Origin of the sequence: Rhizobium sp. AC27/96 (assembly GCF_001692325.1) — a bacterium.
GTDB lineage: Bacteria > Pseudomonadota > Alphaproteobacteria > Rhizobiales > Rhizobiaceae > Rhizobium.
On record NZ_LXKN01000012.1, the window covers coordinates 107,869 to 131,027 of the forward strand.

The 23,159-nt window shown below is 58.0% G+C and carries 18 protein-coding genes and 1 pseudogene; 10 read left to right on the forward strand and 9 right to left on the reverse strand.

What is annotated here, in order from left to right; translation table 11 throughout:
• The first annotated feature begins 12 nt into the window (after positions 1–12).
• Complete coding sequence (locus tag A6U86_RS11525; RefSeq protein ID WP_068390773.1) at positions 13–840, forward strand: TolB family protein; 828 nt, start codon at positions 13–15, stop codon at positions 838–840.
• Between the two features lie 182 nt (positions 841–1,022).
• Here A6U86_RS11525 and A6U86_RS11530 read toward each other — a convergent pair whose 3' ends face one another.
• Positions 1,023–2,210, reverse strand: coding sequence for an MFS transporter (locus tag A6U86_RS11530; protein WP_068390775.1), 1,188 nt, complete (start codon positions 2,208–2,210; stop codon positions 1,023–1,025).
• Between the two features lie 78 nt (positions 2,211–2,288).
• Here A6U86_RS11530 and A6U86_RS11535 point away from each other — a divergent pair, with 78 nt between their 5' ends.
• Positions 2,289–3,821, forward strand: a complete 1,533-nt coding sequence (locus A6U86_RS11535; protein ID WP_158008749.1) for a PLP-dependent aminotransferase family protein — start codon at positions 2,289–2,291, stop codon at positions 3,819–3,821.
• Between the two features lie 61 nt (positions 3,822–3,882).
• Here the strand turns inward: A6U86_RS11535 and A6U86_RS11540 are convergent, their stop codons facing one another.
• Positions 3,883–4,296, reverse strand: coding sequence for a hypothetical protein (locus A6U86_RS11540; protein ID WP_141683684.1), 414 nt, complete (start codon positions 4,294–4,296; stop codon positions 3,883–3,885).
• A gap of 467 nt (positions 4,297–4,763) precedes the next feature.
• Positions 4,764–5,345 (reverse strand): tyrosine phosphatase family protein, encoded by a 582-nt coding sequence (locus A6U86_RS11545; RefSeq protein WP_068390790.1) that lies wholly within the window; start codon positions 5,343–5,345, stop codon positions 4,764–4,766.
• A gap of 353 nt (positions 5,346–5,698) precedes the next feature.
• Here A6U86_RS11545 and A6U86_RS11550 point away from each other — a divergent pair, with 353 nt between their 5' ends.
• Positions 5,699–6,691, forward strand: a complete 993-nt coding sequence (locus tag A6U86_RS11550) for an aldo/keto reductase (RefSeq protein WP_068390792.1) — start codon at positions 5,699–5,701, stop codon at positions 6,689–6,691.
• A 221-nt stretch (positions 6,692–6,912) separates the two neighbouring features.
• On the opposite strand, the gene A6U86_RS11555 is transcribed toward A6U86_RS11550, so the two are convergent.
• From A6U86_RS11555 to A6U86_RS11575, 5 genes and pseudogenes are all read right to left on the reverse strand, one after another.
• Positions 6,913–7,287 carry a DUF4260 domain-containing protein gene (locus A6U86_RS11555; protein WP_068390794.1) on the reverse strand — a complete coding sequence of 125 codons (375 nt, stop codon included), beginning with the start codon at positions 7,285–7,287 and terminating at the stop codon, positions 6,913–6,915.
• A gap of 428 nt (positions 7,288–7,715) precedes the next feature.
• Positions 7,716–8,470 (reverse strand): annotated as a pseudogene (locus tag A6U86_RS34695) (IS5 family transposase).
• A gap of 176 nt (positions 8,471–8,646) precedes the next feature.
• Positions 8,647–9,174 (reverse strand): flavin reductase family protein, encoded by a 528-nt coding sequence (locus tag A6U86_RS11565; RefSeq protein ID WP_068390798.1) that lies wholly within the window; start codon positions 9,172–9,174, stop codon positions 8,647–8,649.
• A complete protein-coding gene (locus A6U86_RS11570; protein WP_068390802.1) occupies positions 9,174–10,064 on the reverse strand; it encodes an aldo/keto reductase family oxidoreductase in 891 nt (296 codons plus the stop codon). Before A6U86_RS11570 ends, A6U86_RS11565 begins: the two co-directional genes overlap by 1 nt.
• A complete protein-coding gene (locus A6U86_RS11575; protein WP_068390805.1) occupies positions 10,064–11,221 on the reverse strand; it encodes an LLM class flavin-dependent oxidoreductase in 1,158 nt (385 codons plus the stop codon). Before A6U86_RS11575 ends, A6U86_RS11570 begins: the two co-directional genes overlap by 1 nt.
• Positions 11,222–11,323: 102 nt before the next feature.
• Between A6U86_RS11575 and A6U86_RS11580 the strand changes: the two genes are divergently transcribed.
• From A6U86_RS11580 to A6U86_RS11605, 6 genes are all read left to right on the forward strand, one after another.
• Positions 11,324–12,028 (forward strand): GntR family transcriptional regulator, encoded by a 705-nt coding sequence (locus A6U86_RS11580; RefSeq protein WP_068390808.1) that lies wholly within the window; start codon positions 11,324–11,326, stop codon positions 12,026–12,028.
• Positions 12,029–12,230: 202 nt separating this feature from the next.
• A complete protein-coding gene (locus A6U86_RS11585) occupies positions 12,231–13,307 on the forward strand; it encodes an ABC transporter ATP-binding protein (protein ID WP_068390810.1) in 1,077 nt (358 codons plus the stop codon).
• 56 nt (positions 13,308–13,363) lie between these two features.
• Complete coding sequence (locus tag A6U86_RS11590) at positions 13,364–14,599, forward strand: ABC transporter substrate-binding protein (protein ID WP_068390813.1); 1,236 nt, start codon at positions 13,364–13,366, stop codon at positions 14,597–14,599.
• 132 nt (positions 14,600–14,731) lie between these two features.
• Entirely contained in the window at positions 14,732–15,649 is a 918-nt protein-coding gene (locus tag A6U86_RS11595) for a carbohydrate ABC transporter permease (protein ID WP_068390816.1), read from the forward strand.
• A 3-nt stretch (positions 15,650–15,652) separates the two neighbouring features.
• Complete coding sequence (locus A6U86_RS11600) at positions 15,653–16,507, forward strand: carbohydrate ABC transporter permease (RefSeq protein ID WP_068390819.1); 855 nt, start codon at positions 15,653–15,655, stop codon at positions 16,505–16,507.
• Positions 16,504–18,585 (forward strand): alpha-glucosidase, encoded by a 2,082-nt coding sequence (locus tag A6U86_RS11605; protein WP_198929053.1) that lies wholly within the window; start codon positions 16,504–16,506, stop codon positions 18,583–18,585. The genes A6U86_RS11600 and A6U86_RS11605 overlap by 4 nt, the downstream gene beginning before the upstream one ends.
• Before the next feature lie 764 nt (positions 18,586–19,349).
• Here the strand turns inward: A6U86_RS11605 and A6U86_RS11610 are convergent.
• Positions 19,350–21,335, reverse strand: a complete 1,986-nt coding sequence (locus tag A6U86_RS11610) for an autotransporter domain-containing protein (RefSeq protein ID WP_158008750.1) — start codon at positions 21,333–21,335, stop codon at positions 19,350–19,352.
• An 815-nt stretch (positions 21,336–22,150) separates the two neighbouring features.
• On the opposite strand from A6U86_RS11610, the gene A6U86_RS11620 reads away from it, so the two are divergent.
• Positions 22,151–22,858: a hypothetical protein gene (locus tag A6U86_RS11620; RefSeq protein ID WP_141683685.1), complete on the forward strand. Its 708-nt coding sequence runs from the start codon at positions 22,151–22,153 to the stop codon at positions 22,856–22,858.
• The last annotated feature ends 301 nt before the right edge of the window (positions 22,859–23,159 follow it).

The following is a 23,159-nucleotide window of genomic DNA, read 5'->3' on the forward strand; positions in this document are numbered from 1 at the left end:
GAAGGATTTCCGATGACAAGCGAACTGGCAATCTACGAGCTGGAAACCGGCACGGTGAGCACCGTCCTGACGACACCGGAGCTGATCGAGGCCCCGAACTGGACGCCGGACGGCAAATGGCTCGTCATCAATGGCAACGGCCGGCTATTTCGGGTCGATCCATCCAAGCCGGAGATGATCGCGATCGACACAGGCTTTGCCAAGGACATCAACAATGATCACGGCATCTCGCCGGATGGAACCTTGATCGTCATCAGCGATTCCACAGAGCAGGGTTCAAGTGCCATCTACTCATTGCCCTTCAGTGGCGGCACACCGCAGCGCATTACCGAAAAAGTGCCGTCCTACTGGCACGGCTGGTCGCCGGACGGCAAGACGATTGCCTATGTCGCCAACCGCAGCGGCACCTATCAGGTCTATACCTGCCCCATCACCGGCGACGGCGAAACGCAGGTCACCTCAACTTTTGACCATTGCGATGGCCCGGATTTCACACCCGATGGCCAATGGATCTGGTTCAACGGCGAAAAGAACGGTGAGGTCGCCCTATGGCGCATCAGGCCCGACGGCAGTAACGCGCAGAAAATGACCAATGACGAACGGGTCAACTGGTTTCCCCACCCCTCGCCCGATGGACGCCATATCCTCTATGTCGCCTATGAACACGGCGTCAAAGGTCACCCACGCGACCATGATGTGGAATTGCGTCTCATGCCTGCGGAAGGTGGGACAACAAGAACGTTGCTCAAGCTCTTTGGCGGACAGGGTACGATCAACGTCCCCTGCTGGGCACCCGACAGCAGGCGCTTTGCCTTCGTCCGCTTCCATAAGGGGGCGTGAGCAGTATCGGCATTGGAACTGTCATAGCCTCAGAGGACGATTGATCTACCTCGCACCGATCTCCGACAAAAAAGGTCACCAGCCACCCTCGTCGATGCAACATAGATTGCTGGCTCCTGATAGAATTCGAACCCTCGATCCGGTCGCTTTCGATGTCTCCGGAGCAATCGCAAAGGAAGTCCTCAAGAACGAGCACGTCTTATTTCGCTTTTGCCCGCATTGAATCTTCCGCCGATGCTTGCCGCGATGGCAAGTTCGGCCAGCGCTGCGGCGAGCATGATGGAGAGAAAGACATCGCGGCCGAGGTGGACGAGCACCCAGCCGCCCACGGCGGGAAAGCCGAAGATGCCGACGAAATAGGACATCACGAACCAGGTCAGCACCGCATGGCGGTAGCGAGGTGCGGTGTTGTTGACGGCCCAGGTCTGGATGACCGTATAGACAAGACCGTAGCCGATGCCGGTCAGGATCGCCGAGAGGATCTGAAAGGCCGGATGGATGCCGACACCGAACATGGCGACGACTCCAAGGCTCATCGAGGTCAGGAGAGCGCAGGTAAGCTGCGTCTGTGGCAACGTTGCCAGGAAGCGGGCAAGCACGAGCCGGGTGGCAACGACGGTAACGGCGTAGACAACAAAAAAGGTCGCGGCCGTGGCGGTTGTGCCCTCGACCAGCGAGGACTGGAAGGTCAGCAAGCCGGAGAAGACGCAGGCGCCGAGCGCTACCATCAGGATCGGTCGGATCGAAGCGCTGCGCGCAATCACGCCGATATCGCGCACCCAGGGGCGCAGGGCGGCCGTGCGCGGCGCGCCCGGCGCCATCGAACCGAAGATCCAGAGCAAGACGGAAGCAGCAAGGCACGCCGCGCCAACCAGCATGAAGGTGGTCTCGACCGAGAGCCGCATCTGCGTCAGCACAAGATTGAGAATGACAGGACCGCCGCCGATACCCGCCATCTGGAATGCGCCGAAGCGGGTGAACCAGAAGCCACGATCGGCATCGGTGACGCGCTCTGAAAGTGCCATCGGCGCGCCGATATAGAACATTCCCCAGCCGAGCCCAATCAGGAAGCCCGAGACGAGCGGCAGGCCGAGCCCGAGGCCTCCGGCAAAGGCAAGCAGCAGGAAGCCCAGCGCCACGGCGGCACTGGCACCGGCGCTCATGCGCGCCGCATCGATCCGCCCCGAAAGCCAACCAACCAGCGGCACGCCGGTAAAGGTTCCCGCCATGGCGGCGCCGAGCGTCAGCCCGGTATCGACATCGCTGCCGCCATGGGCACGGTAATAGGCCGAGAACAGGAAGGTAGCGCCATAGCCTGCCGCTGCAAGCATGGTGCCGGTGAAAAGGTAGGGTGCAGCAGACTGGCGCATGGGCATTTCCAGACAACGGTTGAAAGTGGCCTGATAAAAATGGATAATGGAACTGATATCCAGAGCCACTTTAAGTCCATGATGCAGACCACTTCGCCCCGCCAGACTTCACCCCGCCAGGCCAGCGCCAGGACCCTCCGCCGCGAAAGTGCGGCGGCTGGCTTCCTGCCCGAGATCAATGCGTCCTTGCCCGTTCCCGCGGTGCGTCAGCTCTATCTGCAGCTGCGCGACGGCATCGTCACGGGAACGCTGCACCCAGACCATCGGCTGCCCTCCACCCGAACGGCATCGGTTGAATGGTCGCTCTCGCGTGGGCTGATCGCCGAGGCCTATGAGATGCTGATCGCCGAAGGCTACGCGAGGGGACGGCATGGCTCCGGCACCTATGTCGCCTCCGGCCTGCCGCCGATGCCAATCGGAAGCGACGGCAAGCGCGAGGCGGCCGACACCAGCACGCGGCGCGGCATTTCCGCGGCGGCGCAGCTGGCGATGCGCACGGACCTTTCGCCACCGGCCCAGGTCGCCTTTGCCACCGGCCGTGTGATCCATGACGAGCGCACCGCGGGGCTCCTGAAGCGGCTCGCCCATCGCCATATCGATTATGCCAGTGACGGCTACCGCGATCCGCAGGGCGAGCTTGCGCTGCGCCAGGCCGTGTCCGCCTATCTTACCGCCTCGCGCGGTGCACGCTGCCATCCCGGCCAGATCTTCATCACCTCGGGCACCCAGCAGGCGCTGGATTTCGCCATTCGAGTGCTCGTCTCGCCGGGCGAAAGCGTGATGATCGAGGACCCCTGCTATCCGCCGGCGCGGCTTGCCTTCCTTTTGAACGGCGCCGAGATCACCGGCCTGCCTGTCGATGGCAACGGGCTGATCACCGAGCGGCTGTCTCTCCATGACGGGCCGCCGCCGGCGGCGATCTACGTCACGCCGTCGCATCAATATCCCTCCGGTTCGGCCCTTCCGCTGGCGCGCCGGCTGGAACTGCTTGCATTCGCAGAAGCCCATGGCAGTTGGATCATCGAAGACGACTACGACAGCGAATTCCGCTATGACGGCCACCCGATCGCGTCGCTGCAGGGCCTTGATGCGACGCGGCGGGTCATCTACGCCGGCACCTTCAGCAAGGCACTGCTGCCTGGCTTCCGCGTCGGTTATATGATCGTCCCCGACGATCTCGTTGCTGCCTTCCGCGCGGTACGTCCGATCATCGACCGCTTCCCGGCACCACTCCACCAGCTCGTCGTCGCCGATTTCCTCAACGAGGGCTATTTTCCCGCCCATTTGCGCCGCCTGCGCGAAAGCCACCGAGCCGCGCGCAACAATCTCGCCGTTCTGTTGCACGAACGGCTCCGCGCCCACCTGATCGCCCCGGTACCTGAACAGGGCATTCATTTCACGGTCAGCAGCACCGGCACATGGACCGACGACCAGGCACTGGCCGAAGCTGCGCTGAAGGGTGGTGTCGTCGTCATTCCGGTATCGCCCATGCATGTCTCCGCCTCGCCGGAACCGCGGCTACTATTGGGTTTCTCCGGGCTGACGGCTGCGGAAGCGGATATGGCGACGGAGCGGCTGGCAAATGTTCTGGAGCACACCCAGTTCACTTAGCACCATCTCAGCGATGAACCCTCCCCAAAAGCGCTGCGCACCGTTCAGGACGCCAGCTTTATCAGTTCAAGTGATCTTCTCGGCCCTGCGACCCTGAGCGGTCTGAGTGCCTCGGCCGCTTTTTCGCCGGATCGGACGATGGCTGCGTACGATCACTCGAAATCCAGATCACCACGCCACGCCATACACGCCACAGACCAACGGGAATTAGGATCAGCGACAGGAGCCGGTGTGCCACTTCCGGAAAATGCAAGCTTCCCCAGATCGCCAAGGCTACCATCGCGAAGCCGCCAACCACGTTCACCACGCTACCTATGGCAAGCTCGATTATCATCGCGTGGACGGCCAGACCAAGGACGCGACCGGCGAACGAAAAACCCAGTGCATCCGCCGCCGCAAATACGAGCAACAGAAACAGCGGCAACATCACCGCTGCAATGAGGATAACCGCGATGATGGTCGGGACTATCGTCACGACCACATGCCCATTGCGACGAGAAACCTGGTCCGGTCCATGTGCATTTCGCTTACATCCGGGTTCGATCCGGGCGAGCAATCACCCACGCCGTAGCACTTGGCCTATTCAAAACCGCTGCGGTTCCAATGGCTGCTGGATGATAGTTCCGTGGCAGCTCATGACCGATTTTGTGAGGTACACCCTCAAAGCATTTTTCTGCGAACGAGCACATAGGTGCCAAAACCATGTCATCAACTCAGGCCGTCGCTGCTCCACCTTGGGCAGCATAACACAAATGTCGGCAACGACTTGCGGGCATTCAAAGACTCGTCCCGGCAACATAATTTGCCGAGACAAGCCAAGTGCTCCTGAATGGATTAAAGCCCCGGCCCGTGCGGATATTTTGGCATATCATTCAATCAGGGACCTCACTGATGCACATCTCGACGCTTTTTGGCGCCGCCTGCAGAGTCTCGGCTAACCGCTTATAAAATAGCCATCTCGATCTCGGCCTCGCGGCCAAGTGAGACCATCCAGTCCCTAAATTCTGGCTTGCTTTTGAGCTGTCGTCCGTAGTGGCGCGCCAATTCTTTGACAAGCGCGCCTTCGCGACCGAGTTGCTCGTCAGCGAAGGCAATCATTTGGGAGTTCGGCCATGCCTGCGGCCGGATCGTGGCGAGACGCTCGAACAGTGCTTCGGCGGAAGCGTCTGGATTGGCCTGTGCCATCAGGGTCATCATCGCTGCTGTCGAACGGGACACTCCCATATGGCAATGGACGAGTATGTGGCTCGGAGCATTCTGATCCTGCCGGTCATGGAAGACGCGTCCGAAATCCAGGATCGCTTCGACATGCTGGGGTGTGGGCATGATTTGACCCGGTATGGGGCTGATAATATCGTGAAAGCGAAGCGTCGTGCGCAAGTGACTACCGTAGGCCGCGAAAGCGGTAAGCTCGGCGCGGTCGGGATCGATGATCGAAAGCACATGGGTCACCTGGCGCGAACTTTGCGCCGGCAGTTCTTCTATTCCACAAACCGTCAACTCAGGAGCGAACATCAATTTCATCTTGCTTAACTTCCATATGCTGATTGTAGTCCCAGAACGAATTTCATCCTGGATTGTGGCTCTTTTTGCGCGCCCTTTCGTCTGAGGTCAATGTAGCTGATTGCCTCCGGTTCAGAACTTCCAGTCACTTCGGTCGTAATCCAAAACCAAGCGATACACCCGCTTCTACGGTGGATTGCTGAGGCTTTTCTGTCCCGCTTCCGGCGAGATCGAGATCAATGCGGCCCTGCCATTCTGCGATGACAGCCGCAGCTTTTCATCGATGAAAAACATGCGGCAAAATTTGCGGTATGCGCCGATCTCGATCATCCCCTATTGATTGTCAGCAATGGACGACAGAGGAGGATATTCCAGTGAGGAAGCCTGGTAAGGTCACAACGATCGATCTATGGAACGGCCGTGAGATTCCGCGACTTGGCATGGGCTGCTGGGCAATTGGCGGACCGTTCTACGCGGGCGATGTGCCACTGGGCTGGGGAGAGGTCGACGACGGTGAGTCGATCCGTGCCATTCATCGTGCCGCCGATCTCGGTATCCGCTTCTTCGATACGGCTTCGAATTATGGGGCGGGTCACTCTGAGAAGATCGTCGGGAAAGCTATCGGCAATCGTGACGATATTGTCATAGCGACGAAGTTCGGTTTCGCAACCGATGAGCAAAGCAAGCAGGCAACGGGTGCCTTTGCCGATCCCACCTTTATTCGCCGCTCTGCCGAGACCTCGCTGCAGCGACTGAGGCGCGAGCGACTGGATCTGCTCCAGTTTCATCTGAATGATTTTCCACCGGAGGCATCCGACGAGGTCTTCGAAACACTTGAAGCCCTGAGAACTGAAGGCAAGATCGATGCTTTCGGTTGGAGCACCGACTATCCCGATCGCGCATCCCGCCATGCGGCGCGGGAGGGTTTCGTTTCCGTCCAGCACACCATGAATGTCTTCGAGGCAGTGCCAGAGATGATCGATGTGATCGAAAAGAACCGCCTCATCTCCATCAATCGCGGTCCGCTCGCCATGGGACTTCTCAGCGGCAAGTTCACAGCCGAAAAGCAGGTGGGTGCCAAAGACGTCCGCGGTGCGAGCCTTGATTGGATGGTCTATTTCAAGGATGGCAAAATCGCGCCGGAATTTGCAGCGCGGCTGGATGCTGTGCGTAGCCTGCTGACTGCGGATGGTCGTACGCTAACGCAAGGCGCCCTTGCCTGGCTCTGGGCACGCTCCAGCCGCACATTGCCGATACCCGGATTCCGAACCGTTGCGCAGGTGGAAGAGAACGTCGGGGCGCTGCAGAAAGGACCGCTGCCTGACGAGTTGATGGACCGTATCGACGCGGAACTCGCCAATCTCTAGGTGCAATCGCACGCATCGAACATTACTGCCGACCGAATCCACAGCAAGGACGTCGAGAGGATTCGAACCCGCGACCGCTTCACTATCAACTGCCGGAGGCCCCACGTCATGGCCAAGATCGCGTCGAGAAGCAACCAGGATGGTGGCGCCTGCGGCGATTCACGCCACGTGGACCTATTACGATCGTGCTCGCAACCGGTTCTGTGAAGACGTATTGCTCCTTAGCGCCGAATTGACTCCAAGTGTGTCGCGCCGAATCCTTCTGCATATTTAAGCCCGTAGCCGAGCGCTCTGTCTAGGCCAATGTGGGCAGCCCATACCAATCCAAGGGCCAAAGCCAAGGGTGTATGTCCAGTAATTCCCCAAACTATCAAAGCGAGCGGTGGGATGTACCAGTGGGCTGCGTTGTAAAGCGCGGCACCTACTTTCTTACCAGCGAGGTAGCCGACCATTGACAGGTCGGGGGCCAGGATCAGGGTGGCAAACAGCCACCAATTGGCATCCAGCGTAGCGTACCAGGCCGTAGCGGCGCCAAGTACCCCAAGCCCCTCTAGGCGAAGAAGCATTTTAGGTAGTCCAGTGACGAAACCTGTCATAACCCAATCTCCAACTGTTATGTCGGAGTGATAACATTGATGATAAGCATACAAAATTGACTAAATTTTACTATCATCTATTCAAAAATGAATATCTTCGCCTAGACGCCTTGCTGGTGCCTCTCACTGAGTTTTTGTCCTACCACAGAGGTTGCCGCTGCGCACGATAAGGCAGACCGATATGGTTTGCGTTGTGGCTCACCTTGGATCGAGCCGTTCAATACGCCCTGTATTGTCTTTCCGATCTCGCTCAGCCGCTAGCAGAAAACGGCAAGCAGCCGCGATCTTGCGGCGCTGCGGTGTATCTCTTCATCCTGCCTCACTTGCCCCCTTTGCACCAAACATCCCAAACTCCGGGCAAATATACTTTGAACGATATCGAGATATCTTGGTTATCGCCCACGGCGAGCCAGTTCCAGGATCGAGCCTCAATTGATCCACCAGGTAACGATGGCTGCGATGTAGCAAGTTGCTGTAAAGTTCAGCACGAGCTTGTCATATCGTGTGGCGACCCGCCGCCAGTCCTTGAGGCGGCAAAAGGTACGTTCAATGATGTTGCGTCGGCGGTAGGCGGTCGGGTCGAAAGGCCTGATGCGCTTACGGGTCGGATTGTTGGGAATGACCGGTTCAGTGCCACGTACTTTGAGGAAGTCACGTAAAGTGTCGCTATCTTAAGCCGTATCCGCAGCGCAAAGGCGGCTCGGCGGCAGTGGTTCGAGCAGCGGGATGGCGACGGGAGCGTCACCGCGCTGTTCAGGCGTTATTCTCAGCGCGATTGGACGGCCGCAACGATTGACAACAGCATGGATTTTTGTCGATCTTCCGCCTCTTGAGCGGCCGATTGCTTGCGCATCTGCCCCCCATTTCCGCTAGAGGCGGATCGGGGCGCCCTTGCGGTGGTGCTGTCGATCATGTGAATGTCCCGATCGGTCGTTTGCACCAGAGCTTCAAACAGCCGCCGCCATATGCCTTTGGCAGACCAACGATGGAAGCGATTGTAGACGGTGGTCGAGGGGCCGTAGCAAGCGGGACAATCCTGCCACCGGCAACCGGTTCGCAGTACATGGATGATGCCGCTAATCACCCGGCGGTCATCGGTTCGATGGGCGTCCGGTTGGTTCGTTGGAAGCAAAGGCGCGACCACCGCCCATTGCCGATCATCAAGCCAGAATTCTCCCGCCATAGTCCAAAACTCCCGCTATCAGGAGAGTGAATCATGGGAACTTAATTACATCAACCATTTGATTGGGTTTCACCCCTAATGTCTGTAGCCGACAATGCGCAGGGTATCGTGCCTGAAAATCCTCTTGCATTTACCGGTCATCCGCTGATGTTCAAGGACCGTGATGATTTGGCCTTTCAGCTATGGCGCTGGAAGCGGCCAAACCCGCCGCGTGCAAAGCACAGCGGCTCGCCGTCGCGCAGTGCGACCCTCAGCACACGGCCGATGATCAGGGAATGATCGCCAGCATCGTAGACAGATTGTTGTTCGCATTCAAACCGGGCGAGAGTACCGGGAATGACGGGTGCACCTTCGATATTGTGCTCCCAGCCGAGATCGGTGAAGCCCTGACCGCCACGGGTGAAGCGGCTGCTGAGCATTGTCTGCTCGGCGCTCAATACATGAATGGTGAAGTGTCCGGCCGAGGTGAAGAGGGCGTGGCGCGACGAGCTCTTGGCGGGTGACCAGAGTACCAGTGGTGGGTCGAGAGATACGGATGCGAAGCTGTTGACCGTCATGCCGATCGGGCCGGTATCGGCGTTGGCCGTCACGACGGTCACGCCGGTGGGGAATGTTCCGAGCGCGGTGCGGAAGCTAAGCGTGGTCTCCGCGTCCGGTGTGAACACATGCTCCTCGAAGGAGTTTGCGATTTCGACAATTGTCATCACGGCACCTCAAGTCCAATGGCAAGAGAATAAAGTTCGAACCAGGTCTCGCGATCTAGCGAGACCTTTTCCGCGTCGGAGATCGCGGCAATCCTCTGCAGATTGTTGGTTCCCAGCACCGGCAGGATCGCCGTTGGGTGCGCCAGAAGCCAGGCGACGGCAACCGCAGCGATATCGACGCCCTGTTCGTTAGCGATGCGAGATAGAGCAACGGCCAACGGCCCGTCCCGTGTGAGGAGAGAGCCACCGCCAAGTGGTGACCAAGCCATGATCGCGCGCTTGCCTTCCTGAAGAAAGGCGAGATCACCATTGGTAAAGGCATCTGTAGCCGAGAGGCTGAGTTCGATCTGATTGGTTGCCAGAGGCGTGCTCATAGACGATTGCAGCAGCTTGAAGTCCCACGGGCGGAAATTCGAGACACCGACCGCCCTGACCTTGCCCGATTTAACCAACGCATCCAGGACGGCACCGGTTTCGCCCGCGTCCATGAAGGGATTCGGTCTGTGGATCAGCAGGAGATCTATGTAATCGGTCGCCATGTCGCGCAGCGACGCCTCGACCGAGGCGTTTATGTGAGCGGCGCTGGTGTCGTAGTGCTTGACGCGGGCATCCGCGTGCCGGCCAGCCGGCGCCACGATACCGCATTTGGTGACGATCTCGAGCTTGTCACGCAGGCCGGGAGAGACACGAAGCGCGGCACCAAGAATGGCTTCAGCTGTATAGCCGCCATAGATATCGGCCTGATCAATGCTCGTGATGCCCTGCGCAAGACATGCCTCGATTTTCGCCTGCACATGCGCTGGCGACGTGTCAGCGTCGTCGCCGATGCGCCACATTCCGTAGACGAGGCGGCTTAAGGATACATCTGTGTTTAATGCAATGCGTTTCATCAGTGGCGCTTTCCATTTCCAAGCGGTGTCGCAGGAGTATCGGCGGGAACCCTGCCGCGTACTTCGGGAAGCGAGCAGGTTTTCATCTGGGACAGAACCTTCGTGCCGAAATGTTCGGCCTCATCAATATGCGGATAGCCGGAGAGAATGAAGGCGCGGATACCCATTTTCCGGTAGTTTTCGAGCGCGGTCAGTACCTGATCAGTGGAGCCGACCAATGCGGCGCCACAGCCCGAACGCGCACGGCCAACGCCGGTCCACAAATTTGGCTCGACATAACCGAACTTGTCGGCGAGTTCACGTGCCCGCGCCTGGTGCGAGACACCAAGCGATCCGCTGTCATGGGCGCGGTTGCGGATGAGCTGGCCGTATTCGTCATCGAGCCTGGAGACGAGGTGTTCGGCGTATTCGCGGGCTTCGGCTTCGCTATCACGCACGATCATATGGATTCGCAGACCATAGTCGAGAGTACGCCCGTGAGCTTCTGCGCGGGCGTGGACTGCACGCATGCGCTCTGCGAGCTGCTCCTGGATCTCCGGCCACATCAGATAGACATCACACTGGGCGCCGCAGAGCTCCAGCGCATCCGGCGAATAGCCGCCGAAATAGAGCAGCGGGCCGCCATTCTGCTGATAGGGTTTCGCCGGCTCGGTGGAAACGCCTTTGAACCGGTAGATTTCTCCTTCGTGGTCGATCGTATCGCGGGTCCATACCTGACGCAGGATTTCCACGACTTCGTGGCTACGCCGATAGCGGTAGGCACCGTCGGCGACCTCGCCCGGAAAATCTGAGCTGATGATGTTCAGCGTCAAGCGGCCCTTCAGCATGTGATCGAGTGTGGCGATGGTCCGCGCCAACATGATCGGCTGCATCTCACCGCAGCGGATCGCGGCCAGAAAGTTGATTCTTTCGGTAATCGGCGCGCATCCGGCGACGAAGCTTAGCGTATCTTGTCCGACCTGATAGGAGGACGGGCAAAGGATGTTGCGGAAGCCGAGCTCTTCGGTTTTCCTGACGATCGACGAGCAGTGCGCCCAGCTAGAACGCAAATTGTCGTCGGGCACGCCAAGGTAAGCGTAGTCATCGGAGCATAACGCGGAAAACCATGATACTTCGGCGGCATCGAGATCGCCTGATGTTATTGGCACAACGGTCATAAAAATTCTCCTCAGCGTCCGAATGGACCCTTGAATATCATCAGGTTTCTAGTAAATCAATGGTGTATCAATTTTTATCCCGTTACGAAGGATGGCCTGGAAATGAAGAATGCCCGCGGTAGCCTGCCCATGTATCTCCAGATCGCTGAGCTTCTTGTGCGTGATATCGCTGCGGGCAGGCTGATCGACGGAGAGAAGCTTGCCCCCGAGCGCGAAATGGCTGTCGAACTCGGCATCGCCGTCGGAACGCTCCGCAAGACGCTCGCGGAGTTGCAAAGCAGAGGCCTTCTCGAACGCGTTCAAGGTTCGGGCAACTACATCAAGGCAATCAGCGACCCGAAGAGCGTCTACGCCATGTTCCGACTGGAGCTTATCGGCGGCGGCGGCCTGCCGACAGCGGAGGTGCTGGACGTTCACCGCTTGGAAAAGCCGGAGCATTTTCCGGTCTTTGGCGCGTCGAACGAAGGTCATCGCATCCGTCGCCTGCGACGTCTGTCCGGCAAGGTCGTGGCGGTGGAGGAAATCTGGCTGGATGGATCCTACGTGGAGGCGGTCACCGCGGACGAATTGTCCGAGTCGCTTTATCTCTATTACAGAACCCGACTTGGCCTGTGGATCGCTCGTGCCGAGGACCAGATCGGGCTGGGTGTTGTGCCGGGCTGGGCGCCGGATGCGTTCGGCCAGAAACCCGGCACTTTGGTACCGCACGTTCTGCGCTTAAGCCAGGCGCAGGATGGCGTGACCGCCGAACTGTCCCATACGTGGTATGATCACACAATGGCGCGTTACGTGAGCAGGCTTCGCTGAGCGGAACAGGTTACGGTGACAAAGTTCGATAGATGTCAATTTTTGAGCAAATAGAAAACTAATATAATTTCAAAGACTTAGATTAAAGGTAAATCGACGCAAATAAAATTGATACACTATTGATTTCATTTTCGCCATCGGTATGATCACAGCCAAGAGGCCGCCTTGGTTTGATATTGGTCGAGGTTTCAGGAGGAAACGCATGGCGTCGGTAAGTCTGAGGAAGCTTCACAAGAGTTATGGCGCGCTTCGCATCGTCAAGGATATCGACTTGGAGATCGCGGACGGTGAGTTCGTTGTTTTCGTCGGCCCGTCCGGTTGCGGCAAATCGACGACGTTGCGCATGGTAGCCGGGCTTGAGACGATCTCGGGCGGAGAAATCTGCATCGGCGACCGGGTCGTCAACAAGCTCCCACCGCGAGAACGCGACATCGCCATGGTGTTTCAGGACTACGCGCTCTACCCGCACAAGACGGTACGCGAGAACATGGGCTTCAGCCTGAAGGTTCGCGGCACCAGCATTGCCGATTCCAACAAGCGCGTGAACGAGGCGGCCGAGATCCTCGGAATTTCTCATCTGCTGGGCAGGCGTCCCGGGCAGTTGTCTGGCGGTCAGCGTCAGCGTGTCGCCATGGGCCGCGCGATCGTGCGCCGGCCGCAGGTTTTTCTTTTCGATGAGCCGCTGTCGAACCTCGACGCCAAGCTTCGCGGACAGGTTCGCACCGAGATCAAGCGTCTGCACCAGCAGATCGGCACCACCATCATCTATGTCACCCACGATCAAGTGGAGGCCATGACGCTGGCCGACCGGATCGTCATTCTTCGTGGGGGAGATATCGAGCAGGTCGGGACGCCGGATGAGGTCTACAACCAGCCGAACAACGTGTTTGTCGGTGGCTTCGTCGGCTCGCCGGCCATGAATTTTTCCAAGGCAAAACTGAAAGGCGATCGCCTTACCTTTGCCGATGGAAATTCGCTTCCCTTGACCGCACTGCGGTCGGGCAAAATGGCGGCGGTGGAGGGGCAGGAAATGATCGTCGGCATCCGGCCGGAGCATTTCACGGCTGCGGCCGCATCCGAGGTGCAACTGACCGTCAAGGTCCAGGTCGTCGAGCCGCTTGGCTCCGACACGCTGGTACATTTTAGGCTCGGCGATGAGGTGCTGACCGCCCGCATGCCGCCTGATATGCGCGCCCATGCTGGGGAGGAGATCAAAATCGGCGTCGATCCGTCCAAAGTTCATCTGTTCGATGCCGCCACGCAACGTGCGCTCGCCTGAAGCTCTTTGCGCGGCGAAAGCTTGAGGTTCGCGCTTCTATTCACCGGGAGGAAACTATGATCAGCAGGCCGCTTGTGGGCTTGGCGCTATGCGCCAGCATTCTGGGCTCGACCGTTCCAGCCTATGCCGACACGGAGTTGAAAATCTTCGTCTCCAGCCAGCATCAGCCAGAGGTTTGGCGCAAGGTCTTCGACCAGTACGAATCGAAGACGCCGGGCGTGAAGGTGACGATTGAGGCTGGCGGCAATACATCGGAAGCGCAGGCGCAGTACCTGAATACTGTTATGTCGGCCAAGGATACCAACCTCGACGTGCTGATGCTCGACGTCATCCGTCCGGCGCAATATGCCGCCGCCGGGTGGACGAGCGATTTCTCCGGCAAGGACATGTCGAAGTTCCTGCCAACCTACACTGAGGCCAACACAGTCAACGGCAAGGTCGTCGCCGTCCCCGCCTTCGCCGACGCGATGTTCCTCTACTACCGCAAGGATCTGCTCGACAAATACGGTATCAAGCCGCCGAAGACCTGGGACGAGCTGACGGTCGCCGCCAAGAAGATCACCGAGGGTGAAGGGCGCCCTGACCTGCAGGGCCTCTCGTTTCAGGGCAAGGCGATCGAGGGTGCGGTCTGCACCTTCCTGTTACCCTACTGGAGCCAGGGCAAGACGCTTGTCGAAAACGGCAAGCTGACCTTCGATCGAGATGCCGCTGTCAAGTCGCTCGCGTTGTGGAAGAGGTTCGTCGATGACGGCGTCGCCAAGAAGAATATTTCTGAGGTGGCAACCGACGATACTCGCAAGGAGTTTCAGGCCGGCAACGTCGTCTTTGCGATCAACTGGTCTTATGGCTGGTCGAGCTTCCAGGGCAAGGATTCCGCAGTTGTCGACAAGGTCGATGTCTCCCCTCTTCCGTCCATGACCAGCGGCGAACCGGCAACGTGCCTCGGTGGGTGGGAGTTCGGCGTTTCCGCCTATTCCACGCATCAGGATGAGGCGAAGAAGCTGGTTGAGTTCCTATCGAGCTCCGAGGTGTCGAAGTTCATGGCCGTCAACGGTGCGCTGCTTCCGACTTATGCCAATCTCTACAAGGATGCGGATGTCACCAAGGCGGCACCATGGTTCGCCAATGCTCTGCCGGTCGTCGAAACCGCGAAAGCCAGGCCGGTAACGCCACGCTACAACGAGGTCAGTGACACGATTCGCACGACCGTAAACGCGGTGCTTGCAGGCGTCAGCACACCGGAACAGGGCGCGGCACAGATCGAAGCTCGTCTGAGGCGGATATTGAGATAGGCGCCTTCCGTAACTTGGCGAAGATCCGCAACGTGCGTGGCGCACGCGTTGCGGCTCGGACGCCCCGCCCTGAACGAAAGGGACCCGACATGACATCGCACAGCAGGAGCGCTCGCCGTGAGTATATCAACAATGCCGCTCACTGATACAGAAGAGAAACGGCTGCCGCAGCGGAGCAAATGGTTCGATCTGAGTGATCGCGCGCTGGCCGTGCTGCTTCTCGCTCCCGCTGCGGTGCTGCTGTCGCTGATCATCGTCTATCCAGTCGGCCGGCTGATCTACACCAGCTTTTTCAGCCTGTCCTTGACCTCCGGCCTTCCAGCGGAATTCGTCGGCATCGACAACTACCGCGCCATGATCGACGATCCCGTCTTCTGGCAGACGCTATGGAACACGGTGCTGATCACCATCATCACCGTGCCGGGCGCGCTACTTGTTGGTCTGGGGCTCGCTCTGCTCGCCAACCTGCCGTTCGGTATGCAATGGCCGGTGAGATTGTCTCTGCTCATACCCTGGGCGCTGCCGCTTTCGTTCGCCGGCTTGATCTTCGCCTGGTTCTTCCACTCGGAATACGGAGTCGTCAACGATGCGCTGAATCGCCTCGGCTTTGGCGGCATCATCTGGTTCAATTCCCCGAACTGGGCTTTCGCAACGATCTGCCTGACGATCATCTGGAAGACGTCGTCCTTCATGGCACTGATGATCCTCGCCGGTCTCCAGACCATTCCACGCTCTCTCTATGAGGCCGCCGACGTTGATGGCGCGGGGCGCATCCGACAGTTCTTTGAAATCACACTGCCGCTTCTCAAGCCCTCAATCGTCGTCGCACTGATCTTCCGAACGATCACTGCACTGCAGACCTTCGACATTCCCTTCATGATGACGGGCGGTGGGCCGGGTACATCGACGGCGACACTTGCCATGTACATCCACCAGAACACCGTGTCGTTCCTCGATCTCGGTTACGGATCGGCGCTCGCCGTCGTCATGTTCGCGCTGTCGATGATCGTCACCGCCGTTTATCTGCGCATTATCAGGACAAAGGAGTAGCCCATGAGCGCCGTTGTTGCTCCAAGTCCCGCATCCCTTCTGACCGGGAAGCCATTGCGTCTGATCGCCGCCGCCATCCTGCTGGTCAACGGGCTATTCCCGGCGCTGTGGATCCTGTTCACCTCGTTGAAGACAGAAGGCGAACTGACGCTTAAGCCAATCACCTGGCTGCCGCATAACGCGACGCTGCAGAACTACATGCAGGCCTTTTCCGATCAGCCGCTGCACCTGTTCCTGTTCAACAGTTTCATGGTGGCCTTGCTCTCGACACTGCTCACCCTGTTCGTTTCGGTGCTGGCGGCCTACGCGCTGGCGCGGCTCGACCTGCGCTTTCGCGGATTGATCCTGGCACTGATCGTGGCGGTATCCACCTTCCCGCTGGTCACGCTGCTTGTGCCGCTGTTCGAAATAATGCGCGCACTCAATCTGCTGAACACTTGGGTTGCGCTGGTGCTGCCCTACACGGTGCTGTCTCTCCCGATCTGCACCTTGATGTTGATCTCCTTCTTCGAGGGCATCCCGCGCGATCTGGAGAATGCCGCGATGATCGACGGCTGCACGCGTCTCGGTGCTCTGTTCCAGGTCGTCGTTCCTCTCTGCGCGCCGGGCGTCTTCACCGCCGGCATTCTTGCTTTCGTCAATGCGTGGGATGAATTCCTGCTGGCACTGTCGTTCAATTCCAATCCGTCACTGCGCACCCTTCCGGTGGGCATCCAGCTCTATCAGGGAGAGTTCGCCTTTCCGTGGCCAGTCATCTCGGCCGCACTTGTCGTCGGCATCGTGCCGGTGGCGATCCTGATTGTCATCTTCCAGGAGCGTGTTGTTTCCGGCCTGACATCGGGAGGCATCAAGGGATGAGCAGCGCCACTGCATTGCAGCGAGATATCATGCATTCCGAGACAGGTCAGGCGCAAGTCAACCACGGCGACACATCATTCCAACGACTGGCGTTGGAGGCGACGCCGTCCGGCTTCACCCTGTCGCTTGATGGGCGCGTCATCCTCAATCACACGAGCAGCACCCCCGCCATCTTCGTCGGTATCGGTGAAGAGCGCATGGATATGTATCGCGGCAACTTCGATATCGAGGACTATGTGATCGAGCGCAGCCGCCTGGCGCATGCAGAGATCGACGGCCGGCGGATTTCGCTTTCGGAGCGGGCCGGGCAGCCGCCCCGTCTCGTCCTAACGGTTACCGACAGCGCCATTGAGATCCAGGCGTTAGATCCGTTGATCAACCGGTTCTGGATGCGTGTCGCTGCCGACCATGACGAGCATGTCTGGGGCGGTGGCGAGCAGATGTCCTATTTCGACATGCGCGGCCGTCGTTTTCCTCTTTGGACTTCGGAGCCCGGCGTCGGTCGCGACAAGACCAGCGAGATCACTTTCAAGTCCAACGTCAAGGATCGCGCCGGCGGCGATTATTTCAACACCAACTATCCCCAGCCGACCTATGTCTCCTCGGCGCGCTATGCGCTGCACGTCGAGACGACCGCCTATTCTGTCTTCGATTTCCGTCACAAGAGCTTTCATGAGATCGAGAGCTGGGCCATTCCCGAGCGCATCGAACTCTTCGCGGCGGCGACTTTCGTTGAGCTTGTCGGCCAACTCTCGAACCGTTTCGGCCGCCAGCCGCAGCTGCCCGAGTGGATCTATCAGGGCGCGATCATCGGCCTGAAGGACGGCACCAATTCGTTCGCCCGGCTACAAGCCATGAGGGATGCCGGCGTCAAGGTGGCGGGACTCTGGTGCGAAGACTGGGTTGGCCTGCGCGAGACCTCGTTCGGGGCACGGCTATTCTGGGACTGGCAGGCCAACGAGGATAGATATCCACGGCTGCGTCAGAGGATCGCCGAGCTAAGCGATGAGGGAATACGGTTCCTTGGTTACGTGAACCCCTACCTATGTGCCGATGGCCCGCTGTTCGCGGATGCAGAACGTGCCGGCTATTTCGCCAGGACAGTGGATGGCGAGACGGCATTGGTCGATTTCGGCGAGTTCGACTGCGGCGTCGTCGACTTCACCAATCCCGAGGCAACTGAGTGGTTTGCCGAAGAGATCATCGGCAAGAAGATGCTCGATTACGGCCTGTCCGGCTGGATGGCTGATTTCGGAGAATACCTGCCGATCGACGTGCATCTTGCGAATGGCACTGACGCGAAGCTCATGCACAATGAATGGCCGACGCTATGGGCCGAGGTCAATGCGAGCGCGGTTGCGTCTCGCGGCATGACGGGTGACGCCCTGTTCTTCATGAGGGCCGGGTTCACCGGTGTCCAACAGCATTGCCCGCTCCTGTGGGGTGGCGATCAATCGGTGGATTTCTCACGCCACGACGGCCTCGTCACCGTCATCTCCGCCGCGCTCTCATCCGGTCTGCTGGGCAATGCCTACCACCACTCCGATATTGGCGGCTATACCAGCCTGTTCGGCAATGTCCGCACGCCCGAACTGCTGATGCGATGGGCGGAGATGTCGGTCTTTACATCGGTGATGCGGACCCACGAAGGCAATCGCCCGCGCGATAATGTCCAGATCGACCAGGACCCCACGGTTCTCGCCCATTTTGCGCGTATGACAGCGCTCTACGTACATCTCGCACCCTATCTTCGATCGTTGTCCGCCGAGGCTGAACAGACGGGTCTGCCTGTGCAGCGTCCGATCTTTCTCCATCATGAGAATGACCCAAAGACCTATGCCATTCAGGATAGCTATCTCTACGGACGGGAGCTGCTCGTTGCGCCGGTTTGGCAGGCCGGACAGGATCAGCGGCAGGTTTATCTGCCAGAAGGTGTGGACTGGATTCATATTTGGAGTGGCATCGCTCATGCCGGTGGTCAGGACGTAACGGTTGCAGCCCCGATTGGGCAACCGCCAGTCTTCTATCGCAGCGATGCGTCCTTCGCCGCTGTCTTTGCGGCAATGGTCGAACTTTGAGCCAACGCTGGACGGTTCTGTCGCAAACGGAATGGCTAGGTATCTCCGACAGCAACGAGCTTTTTGCAACAGCACCCTATCAAGCAGTTCAGGCTGAAGCGATGGCGTTCCAGACAGCCTAGTGGACTGATGGCTCGCTGGCGTAGAAATGAAGCTCGTGTCTGCCGTGCGCGAACGTTGCGGCAACGTGCGCGTTCAGGTCCTTGACTGTCGTCGACCCGAGTTCACCGCCCATTGGGACTATGTCGTCCGAGGCAACACCTGACTTCATCCATCGGTCGATACCCACTCTATAACTGTCTGCAGGTCGCCGTGGCCGATAATTACATCAGTGGAGCGCCAAGACGTTTGTCGTTGCCAGCCGCTTTGATAGTGGCCACGAAATCTGTGGCAAGGCCGGAGAGGCCCGCTCGATCCCAATCATAGGGTTTTCCCGGCGCGCCTTCCGGGTCTATGAAATACCCATCAAGTCCGTTCACGGGGCGTCCACACACGCAGCTTCGGGTCGAATGGGCCCAGATGAGGTGGCCAAACCCCAACTGGGGTAGGATATCAGACAACCGGCAATATCGAGTTGATTTTGGAGTCAGCCTCGCTCCGCTCAATGACAACTCAATCGAACCCTCCTCGCGTTGCAGCTATCAATAGATACCAGCCGAGGCCATGAAGCCGCCAATGTCCGAGCAAATTGTCGGCAAGATAAGAGCCGGCTGCGACGCAGCCGGCTCCCAATTGTTAAACTGTTTCGGTGTCTTGAAGACGGTTCAGAATTTCCCCGAAATGCCAATGGATGCGCCATAGGCGGCATCGCGGGTCGCGGTACGCGAGAGATATGGCGTCACGCCGATCGAGATACTGTTGTTCAAGGCATAGGAGACATTGGTCGACAGCGTACCGCGTGTGCGGGCAAGATCGCTGTCGATAGAGACTGCCCCGATGTAATCCGCCTTGGCGGTAAGCCGCGGATTCCTGTGCGAGACGTCCTGCTCGATTTCCGCATTGACGGACCATTTTATCTTGTCGGTCAGGTCCAGGCCGTAGCTCAGCCCGGCGTAAAGCGATGTTGAGCGATAATCGACGTCGCCATAGCTGAAGGGGAAAGCTACGCCCTTTTCGCTGTAGCCGTCCATAGTCAGACTGGAATGGCGCAACCCGCCATAATAGCCAAAGCGGGAGGTGGCGGAGAGATCGTGGGACTGGCCCAGTTCAAGCGCCGCGCCCCAACCGGTCATGGTGCTTTCGCCCGAAGCTGTTTCCGTGAAGACCAGCTGGGGTCGATTGCGATCGACGTCATAGCGGTTGCCGGCCAAGCTGCCACGAACATACCACTCGCCATCGGCGGTTCGATCCTGCCACTGAGCATAGATGCCACCGCCGATATTGGTATTGTCGTTGCCGAAATCTTTCGGCAGGTCACGCCAGAAAGAATGGGCGAAGCTAATGCCCGCGGAAAAATTGTCCGTGAAAGCGTGGCCGATGGACAGCCTGGACATGAGATCGGCGTTGCCATCGAACCCGCCGATATCGGTCGTGAGCGAATAACAGGTTTCTCCCGCCTTCCCAGCGCCGCAGGGGGCTTGCAGACGACCGAGCGCCAGGCGCTGCATCTCCATCACCGAAAATGTCTGGTTCGCCACCCTGCCAACGGAGGCTAACGTGTTTGCGGCGTCGACCAGGACCACATTGTCAGGCTCGCTCGCAGATGGCAGCACACGCCAAAGGACGGCCCTGCCGACACCATCGCCGCTCTGGCCGACGACGACACTTCCGTCTTCTGACACTCTATTGGCTCTTGATGTTTGGTCGGGGCCACCTGATAGCGACGGCAGGATCGTCATTCCGCCTGCAGACGTCCAACGAAACGCCTCCTGCTTATTATCTTGGGTGTTCAGCAAGCCGACGACCACGCCACTGTCGTTAACGTCGTTTCCGAAACCGCCTTTTCTTCCCAAAGTGTCAAGCGTCACCAATCCCTTCTCGGCAGACCAGAGAAAAGGCTGTAGTACCTGTGAGTTTGTTGCACCAGCGACCAGGGAACCGTTCTCGGAAATGCCGTAGGCATAGACCCCCCCAATGGGCTGAACCTGCCAGTCATTGCCGGTTCTTTTCCAAATGGAGGCGCCGCCAGCCCCCCAGCCGGTGGCAATCGTGCCGTCCTTGGATACATCATAGAGCGCACCAGGCCCCAGATCACTTAAACCTGTTTCCCGCGTCCACACAACCGCCCGCGCGCTGCTCTGCGTCTTACCAGCACTACCAACGATAACAGATCCATCACCATTGACGCCACGCGCCATGGTCGACAAGCCGTTAAGCGCTCCCGAATACTCCAGCCCTGCGCCAGACGTCCAACGGACCATTTCGGGCATTCCGGTTGTCGGATTGATCGCCTGCCCGACGACAATCTGGCCGTTTGCGGACACATCCCTGATATCGAAGGATTGTGCGCCGTTGCCGAACTCGATCAACTCCGCTCCGTTCCAACGGTAACCGATATTGCCGCTAGGTGTAGCGACCCATCCCGCCACCACACGGCCGTCTGCCGATAGGCCGGTAGCTGTGCTCGCTCTGTCGCCCATTATGGCAAGAGAGCTGATGTCTTCCGCAACAGCAACAGCAGGATTCGCTGCCGTGCCTAACGCAATCAGAAAGCAAGACGATAGAAAAACCCTAAAATTCCAACTGTCGCGCGGACTTATTGATATCCGCTCACGCCATTTATGAGAATAATTCTTTGCAACCCTGTTCATTTTACACCTCATATCTATTGAGGTGTTCTGAACTGGCCGGTTTATTTGTTAGGTCATACTGCCATATGACGGTATTTTGACAATTAATACGTCATATAGAAATAATGTATAGCGAACTTACTAATCATAGTTGACGTGTTAAGCACATCAGCTTTTTTGAAACTGGTAGGGCGTCCATTCGCGACGCCTGGAGTTGATTTCGATCGCAGCATCAAAAGGTTGCGCTCTATCACCGAACACCCGCCTGGACGCCGATTCCGGGTGAAGAACTCAATCTGGGTAGGCGATGCTGTCGATCGGGTCCCTCGATCTGCGGGAGGCTGACTTACGGCCGAATTCCTCGACCATCGCGGCAGGAGATCGCCTCTATCGATGGTGAATGAACATCCGCTCCGGATGGATGCCAACTCATTGTGAGAGCAATTTCACGGCACCCCGGATGTCAAACAGATGCAGCGGAATTTGAGATATGGATATTGAGCTTTTAGATTTTCTAATTTTGACACTGACATCGATCATATCTTCATTCGTTCTTGCCTTCATTTTCGGAGTGATCCTGTGGGGTCCTGCCAAGTTTCGCCGCAAGCAGCGCAAGCCGAGCATATCGCTGCAGAATCAGCCCAGGCTCTGTTCCGCCAGAGCCAAAGACGATTGTAGTTGATTTCTCAACACATCTCAAGATTGCACTTTGTTGGTTTTGAGTATGCGCAGGTTTTGAGCAAACATTCGAGGACAGAGCCAATTTACGGGTGTCGTATTGGCTTCCCGCAGAACAACGCGTGATCATGCGGCAGATTTGCCGGAACATAAATTTGGTGACACAGTTGCAACACGATGATTACGCCTACGGACTGCTTGCGCGCGCCCTAGCGCAGGTCGCATACAGTTGGACGCCCGGCGGTGAAGCAGAATGGGCTAAATCCATTACGAGTGAAGTCGACGCCGGCAAGGTCGTCTTTTATCACGAATTTCTATCGAACCTCGAAAACATCGCCGATGCTCTGTCAAAACTTGGTATCCTGAAAGAAGTGAAAGGCAGTTATTGCGTGTTCACTTTTGAAGTCGACATAGCGATGGTCTCCGCGGTGGCGATCAAACATCGGGAGATGGGACCAGATTTCCAGCACATGCTACATTATTTTTGCTACCATTTTTCCGATTACGGTACTGATTATTATGGCCTAAACTTTCATATCGACACGCCTTTTTGTCCTCAACACGGCATGAGCGAGCTGCTCGAGGCATTGGCAGAGCTTGGCTATGCATACAAATTGGGTGTCGGTTCGGTTGTTCAGATCAACAACCCTAATTTGTCGAGCGGTTGGGACGAAAATCTAACGATCTTGTTAAAGCACGACCATGATGGCCTTGGAGCATTTCGAACCATCCGGAGGCCAAAGCGTATGCGGTTCATTAGAGGCGAAGGCAGTCCGTGCTTTCTTTGGACGAAGCGGATGCGAGCGATAGCTGCCGACGGTATTGTTTGGGATGAACTTGCGGGCTTTGACTACGAAGAAGAGTGACTACCGGTCTCGGCCGATCGTCACTCCTCGCCGGCTCAGACGTCAACCATCGTTCGTGATCTGCCCACAACGGTCAACATCTATGAAAAAATTCAGTGCACTTTTCCTCAGCCTGATCGCAGCATCCCTGGTTTCACCAGTATGCCTTGCTCTCTTCATGCCGATTTCTGGCGATCGTGATATGGGAGCATTAATTGCCAACTGTTGATTTCCGGTAGGAACTGACCCGTTGGTGGCAGATATTTCCATTGAGAATTGACCCATGTTTGAACCTTGCCCTGCGTGTTTTCAGCGAGGGCTA